This window comes from Candidatus Accumulibacter meliphilus, from assembly GCF_036625345.1.
GTDB classification, from domain to species: domain Bacteria; phylum Pseudomonadota; class Gammaproteobacteria; order Burkholderiales; family Rhodocyclaceae; genus Accumulibacter; species Accumulibacter meliphilus.
Window position 1 is genome coordinate 22,156 of the sequence record NZ_JAZKTZ010000016.1, and the last position, 14,319, is coordinate 36,474.

Consider the following 14,319-nt stretch of genomic DNA (forward strand, 5'->3'; position numbering starts at 1 on the left):
ATGCTCCCTCACGACTCGACGAAGCGGCCCTTGAGGGCGAACAGCCCCTGCGGACGCTTCTGAATGAAGATGATGATGATCACCAGGACCGCGATCTTGGCGACCACGGCGCCAGTCCAGCCTTCGAGAAACTTGGTCAGCACGCCGAGACCGAGCGCCGCCCAGACCGCGCCGGCGAGCTGGCCGACACCGCCGAGCACGACGACCATGAAGGAATCGACGATGTAGCCCTGGCCCATGTCCGGACCGACGTTGGCGATCTGCGACAAAGCCACGCCGCCGAGCCCGGCAATGCCGGCACCAAGGCCGAAAGCCATGGTGTCGATGCGCCCGGTCGGCACGCCGACGCAGCCGGCCATCGGCCGGTTCTGGGTCACCGCGCGCACGAACATGCCCATCCGCGAGAGATTGAGGATGGACCACATGGCAGCCAGTACGGCAATCGAAAAGCCGATGATGATGATCCGGTTCCACGGCAGCAGCAGGTTCGGCAGCACTTCGATCGCGCCGGCCATCCACACCGGGTTGGCGACTTCGACGTTCTGGGCGCCGAAGACGGTACGTGCGACCTGGATCAGGAACAGCGAGATGCCCCAGGTGGCGAGCAGCGTTTCCAGCGGCCGCCCATAGAGGTGGCGAATGACGAGGCGCTCCATGAGCACACCGACCAGTGCCGCGGCGAGAAAGCCGGCCGGGATTGCGGCCAGCAGATACCAGTCGAGAAAATTCGGGAAATAGGCCTGGAAGACGCTCTGCATCGCCCACGCCGAGTAGGCGCCGACCATCAGCAGTTCGCCGTGCGCCATGTTGATCACCCCCATGACGCCATAGGTGATGGCCAGGCCCAGTGCCGCCAGCAGCAGGATCGAAGCCAGCGAAACGCCGGTGAAGGCGCGCCCGACGTTCTCGGCGAAAGCCAGGCGTTTTTCGATGGCCCGCATCGAGGTGCCGGCGGCGGCGCGCACCGCGCTGTCCGGCTCGATCCAGTTGCCATCGCGCTTTTCGGTCAGCGGCCCAAGCAACTGCAGAAGATTGGGATCCCCGCTGTCGCCAAGCAGGCGCACGGCGTTGAGGCGAACGACGGCGTCGCTCGAACCGAGGCTGCCCTGCGCATGCGCCATCTGCAGAGTGGCCTTGATCCCGGCATCGGCTTCGGCGGCCAGCGCCTTTTCGAGCAGCGGCAGCAGCTCGGCGTCGGCACCCGACGCCAGTTCCTGCGCCGCTTCCCAACGCACTTCGCGTTCGCTGGAAAACAGGCGCAGCGCAGCCAGGGTGGACGTCAGTTCGCGGCGCAGACGATTGTTGATGCCGATCGATTCGGTCACTTCCGGCGCCGGGATGATCGCGGTACTGGTCGCCGCATCGATCACCTGTTCGCCATCGACGATCACCACGCGCTCGCCGGCCAGCGCCAGCGATCCCTTGAGCATGGCCTTGAGTACCGGCAGCGCCTCGCGCTGCGCGCCCTCGGTCAGGGCCGTGATTGCGGCGATCTTGGCGTCGTTGCCGTCGGACGCCAGCGGCCTGAGCAGCGCCGGGTCAATCGCCGCCAGCGCCGAAGACATGCTCAACAGCCAGGCGAAAACCAATAATCCAATCGTACGCATGCTTTCTCCAGGATCAAGCACGGGCCGCCGCAATGCGCGCCGCCCGTGCCCTCAACCACTCAACCACTCATTTACTCATTCAGCAAACGACGCTCACTTGCCTTCCGGCTCGCCTTTCTTCTTGTCGTTACCCGCAATGTACGGGCTCCACGGCGCCGCCTTGACCGGGCCGGGGGTCTTCCAGACGACGTCGAACTGTCCGTCGGCGCGGATCTCGCCGATGAACACCGGCTTGTGTAGGTGGTGGTTCTTCTCGTCCATTTTGATATCGAAGCCGGACGGAGCTTTGAAAGTCTGCCCGGCCATCGCCGCGATGACCTTGTCGACGTCGGTCGACTTGGCTTTCTCGACCGCCTGCTTCCACATATAAACGCCGATGTAGGTAGCTTCCATCGGGTCGTTGGTCACCGCCTTGTCGGCGTTCGGCAAACCCTGCTTCACCGCCCAGGCGCGGTAAGCCTTGGTGAAGCCGTCGTTCGCCGGGTTCTTCAGGGTCATGAAGTAGTTCCAGGCCGCCAGATGGCCGACCAGCGGCTTGGTATCGACGCCGCGCAGCTCTTCTTCACCGACCGAGAAAGCCACCACCGGCACTTCGGTGGCCTTTATGCCGGCATTGCCGAGTTCCTTGTAGAAGGGCACGTTCGAGTCGCCGTTGATGGTCGACACCACCGCCGTGCGCTTGCCTTCGCTGGAGAACTTCTTGATCTTGGCGATGATCGTCTGGTAATCGCTATGACCAAAAGGCGTGTATTCCTCCATGATGTCGGCGTCGGCAACACCCTTGGACTTCAGGAAGGCACGCAGGATCTTGTTGGTCGTGCGCGGATAGACATAGTCGGTACCGAGCAGCACGAAACGCTTGGCCGAACCGCCATCCTTGCTCATCAGATACTCGACCGCCGGAATCGCCTGCTGGTTTGGCGCCGCACCGGTGTAGAAGACGTTGTACTCGAGCTCCTCGCCTTCATACTGCACCGGGTAGAAAAGCAGGCCGTTGAGCTCCTTGTACACCGGCAGCACCGATTTGCGCGACACCGAAGTCCAGCAACCGAAAGTCACCGCCACCTTGTCCTGGCTCAGCAGCTGCCGCGCCTTCTCGGCGAAGAGCGGCCAGTTCGACGCCGGATCGACGACCACCGGCTCCAACTGCTTGCCGAGCACGCCGCCTTTGGCGTTGATCTCGGCGATGGCCATGAGCACGGTTTCCTTGAGCGCCGTCTCGGAAATCGCCATCGTCCCGGAAAGCGAATGCAGGACACCGACCTTGATCGTCTCGGCGGCCAGCGCGTTGAAGGAGCTCAGCCCCAAAGCCGCGCTAACGGCAACGGCGGAAACGGTCTTCACGAAATTGCGACGTAGCATCTGATTGCTCCTCGAAAGTTGGAAACTGGGTAATCGGGAAAAATTTCTTCCAGCGAGGGGTACTAAGCAATCACCGTGCCAGCGCACGAAAGCACGCGAAACGACGGCCGCAAAGCTCGTTTATCGTCAGCGCGCACATTCGCGGGGCGCGGCTCGCGCTCTCGGCGCACCAGAATGGCGCGTCGCGCGTACTCCGCCCCAGGCTGGCGAGACAAGCGCCAAGCCGGCCGCCGCAAGACCGAGCCGGCATCGCCTCGATTGACGCCGACCGTCAAGGGCGCATACACTCCGCCGCAAGTCGCGGCGCCGCAGCCGGCGGCTGCGCCCACCGGGCCGCAGCGCTTGCTCAGAGGCGATGGGCTGGCCCACCAAACACCTCGCGCCAATGCCCCCTCCGAACCCGCCTGGCAGCCAGCCAGGAATGCTCCCGATCGATATGGATTGCGCACCCCGCTCACGAACGACGCGTTCGCTGACCTGGGCCGTCGCCCTGTCGCTGGTCGTGCACAGCGTGGTGCTGTTCTTTCCCCGGCAAGAACCGACACGCCTGCGCGCCATGTCATCGCGCTTCGAAGCCACTCTGTCGCCCACCCCGCAGGCAGCGCGACCAGGCCCACCGCGTCCAGCGAAACCGCGCCGGCCGCTTGCCCCGCCGAAGCCAGCCAAGCCAGCCCCTCCGCCGACGCCACCGAAACGCGTGGAGGCCAAGCCAGCGCCCAAGCCAACACCGAAACCAACGCCCAAGCCGCCAGCCACCGCCGCCGTGAAAAAGCCAACGCTCAAACCGACCCAGCCACAGCCGCCGGTCATCACCGTGCCCGCAGCGCCGGCAGCAGCGGTCGCCCAGGCACCGCGGTGGTTCACGGGCGAGAAGTACGAGATGAAGCGTTTTCTCGACGACCTGGAGGCGGAAGCCAAACCCGCAGCCAAACCCAAGCTGGCGCAGAGCGCGCTAGCCATGGCGCGCAGCCAGGGCCAGCAACAGGCGCGCAACGACGAAGAGGGCACAGCCATTATCGAGCGCCTCCCCAACACCCCGCCACCAGCGCAGTTCAGCCTCGACTTCTATGTGGACGGCGTCGTCAAACGCCTCAACCGCAGCGCCGCCTTTGTGCGCAACGACCCCAGAAGCAAGGGCATGCGCATGGCCGCCGTCCACTTCCGCATCAATCCCGACGGCAGCCTGAAAACCTTCAAGGTACTCAACGCAGGCGACCAGCAGGAAGAGATTGCCTTCATCAAGTCGGTCGTCGAACGCGCCATCCCCTTCGCCGCCTTCCCGGCAGACATCGCCCGCTCCGCCCGCTCACTGGGCATCACCATCTGCATCCAGCCGAGTCACGGTGGCGGTTTCGGATTTGCGCGCGTACCCGACGGCAGCAAGTGCTGATCCAGCACCTGCTGACCGCGAGATCGACAGCCATCCCGGAACCCCAACCGCGCCGCCACCCGCGTCACCAACGGTGCCGCCGCGCCGCCCCTCGCGCCCCGCTACAGGCGCCCAATCGCAAAATACTCCAGCCCCGCCCGGCGCGGCACGGCCGGGTCGTAGAGATTGCGCCCATCGAAAATCGCCGGCGTTTTGAGCAGCGACTTGATGGCCGGGAAATCCGGCGCGCGGAACTCTTTCCACTCGGTGACGATCGCCAGCACGTCGGCGCCCTGCACGGCCAGCATCGGCTTGTCGACAAACTCGATCCGCGTTTCGCCGGCAAAAATGCGCTGTGCCTCACGGCTGGCCACCGGGTCGTAGGCGCGCACGCGCGCGCCACGCGCCAGCAGCTCGGCGATCAACACCCGGCTGGGCGCCTCGCGCATGTCGTCGGTGTTCGGCTTGAACGCCAGGCCCCAGAGGGCGATGGTCTTGCCCGAGAGGTCGTCGCCGAGGCGCTTGACGATCTTTTGCGTGAGCACGCTCTTCTGCGCGTCGTTGGCCTCTTCAACCGCCTGCAGAACCTTGAGCTCATGACCCGCGCCGTTGGCGGTGCGAATCAGCGCCTGTACGTCTTTCGGAAAACACGAGCCGCCGTAACCGGCACCGGGGTAGAGGAAATCAAAGCCAATCCGCGGGTCGGAACCAATGCCCTTGCGCACCAGTTCGATATCCGCCCCCAGCCGTTCGCTGAGATTGGCCAATTCGTTCATGAAGCTGATGCGCGTCGCCAGCATCGCGTTGGCGGCGTACTTGGTCAACTCGGCGCTGCGCACATCCATCACCAGCAAACGCTCGTGATTGCGCTGGAAGGGTGAATAGAGCTCGCGCATTACTTCGATCGCGCGCGGATCCTGGGTGCCGACGACGATCCGGTCGGGCTTCATGAAGTCTTCCAGCGCTGCCCCTTCCTTGAGGAACTCGGGGTTGGAGACAACGCTGTAGTCGATGCTCGCCCCGCGCGCAGCGAGTTCTTCGGCAATGGCGGCCTGTACCTTGTCGGCAGTGCCCACGGGCACCGTCGATTTGTCGACCACCACTTTGTACTCGCTCATGAAACGGCCCACCTTGCGCGCCGCCGCCACCACGTACTGCAGGTCGGCCGAACCATCCTCGTCCGGCGGCGTGCCGACGGCGATGAACTGCAAGAGGCCGTGGGCGACAGCCTCTTCGACATCGGTCGTGAAGCGCAGGCGTCCCGCGTCCACGTTTGCCTTGACCATCGCCGCCAGCCCAGGCTCAAAAATCGGGATCCCACCCTCCTTGAGAATACGGATCTTGTCCGCATCAAGGTCGAGACAGAGCACATCGTTGCCGACGTCGGCCAGACAGGTTCCAGAGACCAGACCGACGTAGCCGGTACCGATGACCGTAATTTTCATTAACGACAACCTCGCAAAGCCAGCAGAAACACCAATCGACCAACGCCGCCGCACTCGCCGCCATTCCCGCCACTCCTCACCCCGTCATTGCGAGGAGGCGCAGCCGACGCGGCAATCCAGTTCCACCCTCACTAGCTCTCACTACTCTTCCGCCGCATCCGGACCAGGCACCCGAACACCCGAACACCCAAAACTCTCTCACCACAATCGCCAGGCACATGTGCGGTTGTCCCTGCAACTTCAGCCCACCTCAAACCTTGTAGTAGTCCCGATACCAGGCCACGAAACGCTTCACCCCTTCCGCCACCGGCGTCGCCGGCGCGAAGCCGACCCAGTCCTCCAGCAATGCCGTATCGGCCCAGGTCGCCGGCACGTCGCCGTCCTGCATCGGCAGCAAGCGCTTTTCCGCCTTCCTGCCAATCGCGTCTTCGATGGCACCAATGAAATCGAGCAGCGGCACCGGCTGGTGATTGCCGATGTTGAATACCCGGTAAGGCACGTTGCTCGTCGCCGGATCAGCCTCGTCCGGAGGTAGCCGGCATTGGCCGTGGCGCAGCGATCCATGACCCGGATGACGCCTTCGACGATGTCGTCCACGTAGGTAAAATCGCGCTGCATCCTGCCGTGGTTGAAAACGTCGATCGGCCGACCTTCGAGGATCGCCCGGGTAAACAGAAAAAGCGCCATGTCCGGCCGGCCCCACGGCCCATACACCGTAAAAAAGCGCAAACCCGTGGTCGGCAAGCCGTATAGATGGCTATAGGTATGCGCCATCAACTCGTTGGCCTTCTTGGTCGCCGCGTAGAGGCTCACCGGGTGGTCGACACTGTCATGCTCGGAGAACGGCATGCGGGTGTTGCCGCCGTAAACGCTCGAACTCGAGGCATAGACCAGGTGCTGCACCTGGTTGTGGCGACAGCCTTCGAGAATATTCACGAAGCCGACCAGGTTGCTATCGACGTAGGCGTGCGGGTTCTGCAGCGAATAGCGCACGCCGGCCTGCGCGGCGAGGTGAATCACGCGCTCGAAGCGCTCCGCCGCGAACAGCCGCTCGATACCCGGCCGATCGGCGACATCGAGCTTCGCAAAGCGAAAGCCCGGCAGCGAGGTGAGCTGCCGCAAGCGATCTTCCTTGAGCGAGACCTCGTAGTAGTCGTTGAGATTGTCGAGCCCGACGACTTCGTCGCCGCGCGCCAGCAGGCGCAGTGCGGTGCTCATGCCGATGAAGCCGGCGGCACCGGTAAGGACAACTCAGGATTTTCATGGGTTTCGGGTTGTTAGCTGAGGAGCAACCCCAAGAGCCTGGATCAGCGCTTGTATCATGACTTGGCGGACGTTTTCGAGCATGCGGATGACGACTTGACCGCCGCGCTGGATCATGCCGAAAACCGGAGGCTTCTCCTTGGCAAGCGTGCCGCGACCGCGAGCCCCCTTCAGGCGGTTTCTGCGGCCCTTACGGTGTTTTTTTTACTGCCAAAGGATGTCCCTTGTGCCCCGCCACCACATAGACCTCGTCACACTCAACGGTTCCCTGGAGCGCTGGGGCGGGCTTGCGACTGACTACCCCTTCTCGAAGTTGGGTCGCCATCTTCTGAACGTCGTCCTTGTTGAGGCCCAGTTCCTTGCCGATTTGCGTGTTCGACAGGTTCAACCCCATGAAATACAAACACAAGATCCAAGTGCGCAAGGGTAGGTGATGCCCTTCGAAGATCGTGTCGGTTAAGTCGTCAAAGTACCTTTCACAGGACTTACAGCGGTACCTCTGGCGATGTTCCTGGGTCTCATCGCGACCAAACTTGATAACGTGCTCGTCCGCACAATGCGGACAGCGAACACCCGCTGGCCAGCGCAGGTCCCGAACGACTTCGAAGCACTTGGCATCGTTGATAAGGTCCTGGATTTTAACCAGCCCAGTGCTGGCAGTGTGCGTCGTGTACATGCCCCTTTCTCCTAGGTGTTCCTTCCCAGGAGAGCATACGGAATTCCTTGGGCGTTGTCTAGTGCGCCTCTAACGTCGCTTTCGTTGCGCACCAACCTGGAATCCATAATGAGCCTATTACAAATGACTGTCCAGTTTACGCCCTGAGGTACTCGTCAAGGGTTTTTTGACGGCTGCGTGAGGCTGACCCGCCTTTCCAACGTGGGGTGCTTGAGCAGCGCTCGCATGTCGTTTAGATAAGCCTGGACCTGGTCCGGTGAGGGTCCGGCGAGGCTGTCCGGTGGCACCAGGCCAAGGCACTTGGCGAGGTTGGACGGATAGCACTTGCGCCTGCCCGCCAAGCGGCTGCAGACCCTTTCAAGGGCAGGCTCGCCGACTTGTTGAATCAACCACGCGAGGGTCCGACGATCGCGTTCGGTTTCGAGAATGACGTTCATGATCTTCAGCTCCGGTGACGTGGTGCCGGTTCAGCCGACCGCCGGCACCGTGGTGCGTTCATGTCCTGGGCAACATCGCTTCTCTGCCGGTCAATGCGTGGCAGGCGATGGCAACGCCAAACTCGCCAGCAAGGGTGAACCTCGGCGCTGCAAGGCATTCAGGTAGGCCGACTCGTCATACGGCGTGCGCAACTGCCAGCAACGGAAGAGAATGCGTATCCACTTGAAGGCCAAGGCCCGAACAGCGGTCTGATGCGCGCAGCCTTTGGCGCGTTGTTGCCGATAGTAGGCGCCGGCCCAGAAGGAACGGGTGATGGTCTGGGCGGCCCACTCGACGAAGGTCTGGCGCAGGAACGTCGGGCATTGCAGCCGCCAATGCACCCAATGCTGCTTGCCACTGCTTTCCGTCACCGGCGCGACGCCGACAAACATCTGGACATCGGCGGCGGTGGCGAAGCGCTCCCGTCGTTCGCCGAAAGCGACCAGCAAGCGCGGCGCCAGGTTGGGACCGGCGCCCGGCAGTGCCTGGAACAGCGCGTAATCCGGCAGGGTCGGGGCGACGGCCTCGATCTCGGCATCAAAGCGGGCGATGGCCTTCAGCGTGACGCGCAATTGGTCTACCAGACCCTCGACCATGAGCGCTTTCGGCTTGATGACTGCCGCATCGTCGGTGAGCGGTGCGGCACGCTGGAGGGCCGCCAGGCGTTCTTCGATCAAGCGCGGTTGGTAGCAATGATGTTCCCGGAAGAAGGTGAGCAGTGTCGTCCGGCGGGCGCGTTGCAGCTGCTTGAGGCTGGGCCAATGGCTCAGGAAGTCGCAGAACAGGGCACTCGCTTTCTCGTCGAACCACGCGTTGGCAGGGGAAAGTACTCCTTCAGCGCGCTGGTCAGGCGGTTGGTGATCCGCGTCTGCTCATCGACGAATTCCCGTCGCTCTTCCAGCAGGCGTTCGAGCGTGCGAATGCCGACGCTCTGTGGCTGCAAGGCTTTCAGCTTGTCGCGGTGGCACAGAAGGATCTCCAGGGCGATTTGCGCATCGGCCGGATCGGCCTTGGCGTGGCTGGGCTGGAAGGCCTGACGATACTTCGCCAGGGTGGCGGGATTCACCGGAAACAGGACAAAGAAGTCATGTTTCTGCAGCGCGTAGACCAGCGGTCCGCGGACGATCTCGAGACAGACGGCCACCGCCTGGCCGTGAAAGCGCTGCCTGAGCGCGGCGGCCCACTCATCGATGGCGTCGGGGCGATGGGACAGCACGGCGAATTCACGCTGGCGGCTTCCGGCCGCTTGCAGGCAGATGTCGTGTTTCGCATCGGCCCAGTCGATGCCGATGAAGGCGGCGAATTCTGGGTTGGGTTCAGGAGTCATAGTTCATACCTCCAAGTGCTAGCAGCCTGTCGGACTACCCGTCGGCAAAGCCGGCGCGTTTCACCATGTGGGAAAAAAGCCGGATTTCCCTTGTTTTCGGGCGTTTCCGAGGGATTTCCCCTCATTTTCCCTACTGTGGGCGCAATACGGCCAAGCGCTTCAAATTCCAGGCGAGGCAAACCAGCGTCCACTCGCCGGTGACCTTCTTCAAGCCGCGCAGGGAGAAGCGGCGAAAGCCCATCACCGATTTGATGATCCCGAAGACCGGCTCGATCGTCTGCTTGCGTAAGGCGTAGCGCGCTCGTCCATCCTTGGTCTTCAGCCGATGGGACACCGCCTGTACTGGCGTGGCATTGTCGGGCAAGGGGGCCGGCTCGCTGTGGCGCTCCCGCCAATCCGGATGATGCTCGTCGCGTCCGACGGCGATCAGGGGCTCGATACCGGCCGCCTCACACGCCTTGATGTTCTTCTCGCTGCAGTAACCGCTGTCGGCGATCAGGCATTCCACGGCGCCGAGCACCTCGGCCTGGGCCTTGAGGGTGGCCAGCATCGGCTCGACCTGCTCTTTATCCTTGGGAGCCTGCGTGACCCCGGTGGCGACGATCAGCATCGTTGCCGCATCGGCCGCCGCCTGGGCGTTGTAAGCCTGTTCGAAGCCGCCACCGGCGACCGGCATGATGCGGGACTCTTCGTCGGTCAGATTGATCCACGGTCTCGTGGTCCGGGCTCGGGAGCCTTGGGGGGCTTGCCGCCGGGCTTCTTGCCGGTCGCCTCGGGCCGCACGGCGGGCCATTTTCTCGTCGTACTCGGCTTTCTCGCGCTGAAAGCGCTCCTCGGCCCGAGCGACAAGCTTGGCCTTGGCGGCGGCCATGGCGGTCAGCCGATCTTCGCGACGCTTGAGTTCCTCGGGCAGGCTGACTCCCGTCGGGATATCGGCTTGATCCGCCTGTTCTGCCAGCGCCAGTAATTCCTGAACCTCGGCCTTGAGTTGGACTTCCAGCTTTTCGATGTGCCCGTGCGATAGCGCACTGTGCCGCGAGGCGTTGGCTTCAAACTTCGAGCCATCAAGACTGATGTTACCCACCTTGAGCACTTTCATTTCCGTGGCCATTTTCAGGACCTGCAGAAACAGGTCGCTCAGTTCGTCAAGGAACCGTCGGCGGAAAGTGGCCAAGCTGTCGTGATCGGGATGAAGGTTGGCGGCGATGAAGCGGAAGGCTATCGAGTCGTAGCTTGCCTGCTCCAGCCTGCGGCTGGAGAAGATACCCGTGATGTAGCCATAGACCAGAATCCCCAGTAGGGTGGCCGGATGGTAGGCTTTCGATCCGCGCCCCGCGTACTCGCGTGTCAGCTTGGAGAGATCGAGCTGGTCGATCACCTCGACAATGAATCGCGCCAGCTGATCCTGGTTCAGCCAGTCGTCTACCGACGGCGGTAGCAGATAGTCGGTCTGGCGGTCAGCGACGATAAACTTGGACATGCGACGACCCGGTTGTTCGAAGAGGTATGATTATATCATATCTGGATCTGGCGCAGGAAAAGTCCGACAGGCTGCTAGAGTGGAGGAACGGGACGTGCCTGCCTGGGCGCTGCGAAAGCAATATAGAGAGTCGATGAAGCGACAATCCCTGAGTATTCGTTATCGCGCTCAAGCGCACCCGCGGATTCGAAACCAAACTGGTGAACATCGAATGTTTGCGTGGAATTATTCGTAATCCGCGGCTGCATGTCCCGCTTTCACCGACAGCTACCTGCCGGCGGTAGTTAGACTACCGAAAGCGGAACCACCGCATGTGCGCTCGGCAAGGGGCGACCACGCCATGCGTGCCCTTCAAAAAGCCAATGCTGGCGTCTTGTCGGCGTGCTCGCCGACAAGACGGTCGGCTCGCCTGCTGGCTCGCTCGACCATGCTTTTAGAATAAATTGAAGAGCATGTCTGGCAGTTGCCTCTGGCCCTGCTCACACTTGGTTGAGTAACTATATTGGTGTGGAATACGCAGCAGCCCGGTATTTTCAAGGCCTGGCGGTGGGTAGCAAGAAAAAACCTTCGCACAAGAGGGCTAGACAGCCGGGCGGACTTCTGGCAGGATAGGTGGAGCGTAATCAATCTGCGCTTCAGTCGGAGGTTTTGCGATGCTTGCAACGAGTGCGGGGGAATGGGTGCACTGTGGTCGCGTGTTCAGCGCGACGGAGATTGCCGAGCTCTGCGCGACGGTCGCGTGGCTGCCGGGATTGGCACGCAAGGAGTTGGCGGCGACGGTCTGCGAGCACCTGGGGTGGACGACCCCGACGGGGACGGCGAAGATCAGCGCCTGCCTGGAGCTCCTGGAACGTTTGCAGGCGGCCGGATTGCTGGTCCTACCTGCGTTGAGGCCCTCGCCGCCGCGCCGTTGCGCGCCGCCCTCGGCATCCGCCACCCCCGTTGCCGAGCCGGCGGTGCACTGCGCCCTGTCGGCGCTCGCGCCGGTGTCCCTGGCAGTGGTTCGCGACGCGACCCGGGTGGCGCAGTGGGATGCGCTGGTGGCGCGTTGGCACCCGCTGGGTTTCCAGGGGGCCTTCGGTTACCGGCTGCGCTACTTCATCAAGGCGGGCGACCGGCGGCTGGGCTGCGTCCTTCTGGCCGGTGCTGCCCGCGCGGTAGCCGTGCGCGACCGCTGGATCGGCTGGACGCCCCAGGCCCGCCGCGAGAACCTGGCGCGGGTGGTGAACAACAGCCGCTTCCTGATCTTTCCGCACGTCCGCGTACCCCATCTGGCCAGCCATGTGCTCGGGCAACTCGCGCGCCGCGCACGCGCGGACTGGCTCGAGCACTGGGGCTTCGAGCCCCTGCTGCTGGAGACCTTCGTCGATCCGCGTCACTATGCCGGCACCTGCTACCGTGCCGCCGGTTGGCAGTTGCTTGGGGCAAGCAGCGGGCGCGGGCTGGCCCGCCCTGGCCAGTCCTATCACAGCACGCCCCGCCAGGTGTGGGTCAAAGCGCTGACCTCGGATGCTTGCGCCTCGCTGTGCGCCGCGCCGGGGAGCCCGCGGTCATGAGCAAACCTTGCCGTCGCCCGACACGCGTGGCCATCAAGAAACTGCGCTCGGAAAAGAAACGGCAGGAGAAGGTACTGAACGCGAAGCTGCGCGCAACGGGACAAGTCCCCCACTCAGCCGCTCCATTGCCCAACAGAAGCTCGGCCTTCGCGACCGTCGACGAGGAACACCGCGAGGACGCCGTGAGCAAACAGATGCGCCTCCTGCGCAAAGAGCTGCCCGCCTTGCTCGCTCAACTGGAACAAATTCCCGACCCGAGAGATCCCAAAAAGCGCCGGCACAAGCTGACCGTGCTTCTGCTCTACGGCTTGCTGATGTTCGTCTTTCAGTTCTCCTCCCGGCGCGAGACCAACCGCGAAATATCCCGTCCCCAGTTCATGGCCAACCTCCACCTGCTGTTCCCGGAGATCGATACCCTGCCACACGCCGACACCCTGTTTCGGCTGTTGCGCGACATTGACCTTGAACAGCTCGAACAGGCCCACGTCGATCTGGTGAAGCGGCTGATTCGCGGCAAGAACTTTCGTCGCTATCTGATCGACCACTGCTATCCGATCGCCATCGACGGCTCACAGAAGCTCGCTGGCGACACCCTCTGGGCGGAGGAACTCCTGCAGCGCACCGTCGGCAAGGAGGAAACCCGCCACACCCAGTACTTCGTCTACGTCCTCGAGGCCAGCTTTGCCTTCCACAACGGCCTGGTCATCCCGCTGCTCAGCGAGTTCCTCGAACACGCGCTGGGCGAACCCGAAGCGCAAAAGCAGGACTGCGAGCTGCGCGGCTTTGTGCGCTTGAGCGACCGGCTCAAGACGCTGTTCCCCCGCCTGCCGATCCTGCTCCTGCTCGACGGCCTCTACGCCAACGGGCCGGTGATGCGGCGCTGCTTGCGCGCCCACTGGCAGTTCATGATCGTGCTCAAGGACAAGGATTTGTCCACGGTCTGGCAGGAGTTCCGCGCGCTCCATGCCCTGAAGCCGCAAGCCGTGCAGCGCTGCTGGGGACGACGCCGACAACGCTTCATCTGGGTCAACGCCATCGACTATGCCTTTGGTTCGAACGGGCGTCAGCGTCTCAAACTGCACGTGGTGGTCTGTGAGGAAAGCTGGGAGTGGATCGATCAACAGGCCGCGACCGTGACCAAAACGGGGCGCCACGCCTGGCTCTCCAGCGAGCCGCTCAGCCAAAACAATGTCCATGAGCGCTGCAACCTCGGCGCCCGCCAGCGCTGGGGCATCGAAGCGGGCTTCCTGGTCGAGAAGCACCAGGGCTACCACTACGAGCATGCCTTTGCCCTCGACTGGAATGCCATGCAGGGCTATCACCTCCTGATGCGCCTGGCGCATGTGTTCAATACCCTGGCACGCTTCACCCGACAGCTACGCGACCTCTATCAGGAACTCGGCGTGCGCGGTGCCATCGCCTTCATCCGAAGCTCCTGCGCCGCCCCCTGGCTCGACCCAGCACGCATCCGCGTGCTCCTCGCCGAGCCATTCCTGCTTCAACTTGAGTGAGCTCACCCAGGCGTCACCGAAACATCCTCTCAAGCGCGGCGTACGCCGCGTCCGGAAAGGCTCGCCTGGCGATCGTAGCGAAGTCCAAAAAACCTTTCGACATCCTCCTGACTGACTCCATCCCCCCCGTCCTTTGCCGCCAGCCAACCGCAATCTGACCGCCTCGACCGCAAAAGCGGGCGTTACCGGCAAACGGACACGATTCGGCTGGGTCATGCGTCAGTGCTGTGAATCACGTTCCAGCGT

The 14,319-nt window shown here is 63.1% G+C and carries 8 protein-coding genes and 3 pseudogenes; 3 read left to right on the forward strand and 8 right to left on the reverse strand.

All coding sequences use genetic code 11. From position 1 onward, the window contains the following. Nucleotides 1–8: 8 nt before the first annotated feature. Both urtB and urtA read right to left on the reverse strand, forming a co-directional pair. The gene (urtB, locus tag V5B40_RS22660; protein ID WP_332356679.1) at nucleotides 9–1,607 is read right to left on the reverse strand and encodes an urea ABC transporter permease subunit UrtB; all 1,599 of its coding nucleotides are present in this window, start codon (nucleotides 1,605–1,607) and stop codon (nucleotides 9–11) included. A gap of 93 nt (nucleotides 1,608–1,700) precedes the next feature. Continuing rightward, on the reverse strand, nucleotides 1,701–2,969 hold the full coding sequence (gene urtA, locus V5B40_RS22665; RefSeq protein ID WP_332356680.1) for an urea ABC transporter substrate-binding protein: 1,269 nt from the start codon (nucleotides 2,967–2,969) through the stop codon (nucleotides 1,701–1,703). Between the two features lie 421 nt (nucleotides 2,970–3,390). On the opposite strand from urtA, the gene V5B40_RS22670 reads away from it, so the two are divergent. Next, nucleotides 3,391–4,359, forward strand: coding sequence for a hypothetical protein (locus V5B40_RS22670; RefSeq protein WP_332356681.1), 969 nt, complete (start codon nucleotides 3,391–3,393; stop codon nucleotides 4,357–4,359). A gap of 101 nt (nucleotides 4,360–4,460) precedes the next feature. Here the strand turns inward: V5B40_RS22670 and V5B40_RS22675 are convergent, their stop codons facing one another. The 6 genes and pseudogenes from V5B40_RS22675 to V5B40_RS22705 form a co-directional block, all read right to left on the reverse strand. Then, on the reverse strand, nucleotides 4,461–5,783 hold the full coding sequence (locus V5B40_RS22675) for a UDP-glucose dehydrogenase family protein (RefSeq protein WP_332356682.1): 1,323 nt from the start codon (nucleotides 5,781–5,783) through the stop codon (nucleotides 4,461–4,463). Between the two features lie 250 nt (nucleotides 5,784–6,033). After that, nucleotides 6,034–7,001 (reverse strand): annotated as a pseudogene (locus tag V5B40_RS22680) (NAD-dependent epimerase). 81 nt (nucleotides 7,002–7,082) lie between these two features. Next, nucleotides 7,083–7,722, reverse strand: a pseudogene (locus tag V5B40_RS22685) (transposase); the annotation flags it as partial. 155 nt (nucleotides 7,723–7,877) lie between these two features. After that, the gene (locus V5B40_RS22690) at nucleotides 7,878–8,159 is read right to left on the reverse strand and encodes a cryptic plasmid protein A (RefSeq protein WP_332356684.1); all 282 of its coding nucleotides are present in this window, start codon (nucleotides 8,157–8,159) and stop codon (nucleotides 7,878–7,880) included. Between the two features lie 90 nt (nucleotides 8,160–8,249). Next, nucleotides 8,250–9,526 (reverse strand): annotated as a pseudogene (locus V5B40_RS25350) (IS110 family transposase). 130 nt (nucleotides 9,527–9,656) lie between these two features. Continuing rightward, nucleotides 9,657–11,006 carry an IS1182 family transposase gene (locus V5B40_RS22705; RefSeq protein WP_332356687.1) on the reverse strand — a complete coding sequence of 450 codons (1,350 nt, stop codon included), beginning with the start codon at nucleotides 11,004–11,006 and terminating at the stop codon, nucleotides 9,657–9,659. 653 nt (nucleotides 11,007–11,659) lie between these two features. Between V5B40_RS22705 and V5B40_RS22710 the strand changes: the two genes are divergently transcribed. Both V5B40_RS22710 and V5B40_RS22715 read left to right on the forward strand, forming a co-directional pair. Then, entirely contained in the window at nucleotides 11,660–12,562 is a 903-nt protein-coding gene (locus V5B40_RS22710) for a Druantia anti-phage system protein DruA (RefSeq protein WP_332356204.1), read from the forward strand. Beyond that, nucleotides 12,559–14,073, forward strand: a complete 1,515-nt coding sequence (locus V5B40_RS22715; protein ID WP_332356688.1) for a transposase family protein — start codon at nucleotides 12,559–12,561, stop codon at nucleotides 14,071–14,073. The genes V5B40_RS22710 and V5B40_RS22715 overlap by 4 nt, the downstream gene beginning before the upstream one ends. Nucleotides 14,074–14,319: the final 246 nt, after the last annotated feature.

Bases quoted from the DNA above. Each gene is read 5' to 3' on its own strand.
- V5B40_RS22675 (WP_332356682.1), bottom strand. From the start codon at position 5,783: ATGAAAATTACGGTCATCGGTACCGGCTACGTCGGTCTGGTCTCTGGA.
- V5B40_RS22715 (WP_332356688.1), top strand. From the start codon at position 12,559: ATGAGCAAACCTTGCCGTCGCCCGACACGCGTGGCCATCAAGAAACTG.
- urtB (WP_332356679.1), bottom strand. From the start codon at position 1,607: ATGCGTACGATTGGATTATTGGTTTTCGCCTGGCTGTTGAGCATGTCT.
- V5B40_RS22690 (WP_332356684.1), bottom strand. From the start codon at position 8,159: ATGAACGTCATTCTCGAAACCGAACGCGATCGTCGGACCCTCGCGTGG.
- urtA (WP_332356680.1), bottom strand. From the start codon at position 2,969: ATGCTACGTCGCAATTTCGTGAAGACCGTTTCCGCCGTTGCCGTTAGC.
- V5B40_RS22705 (WP_332356687.1), bottom strand. From the start codon at position 11,006: ATGTCCAAGTTTATCGTCGCTGACCGCCAGACCGACTATCTGCTACCG.
- V5B40_RS22710 (WP_332356204.1), top strand. From the start codon at position 11,660: ATGCTTGCAACGAGTGCGGGGGAATGGGTGCACTGTGGTCGCGTGTTC.
- V5B40_RS22670 (WP_332356681.1), top strand. From the start codon at position 3,391: ATGCTCCCGATCGATATGGATTGCGCACCCCGCTCACGAACGACGCGT.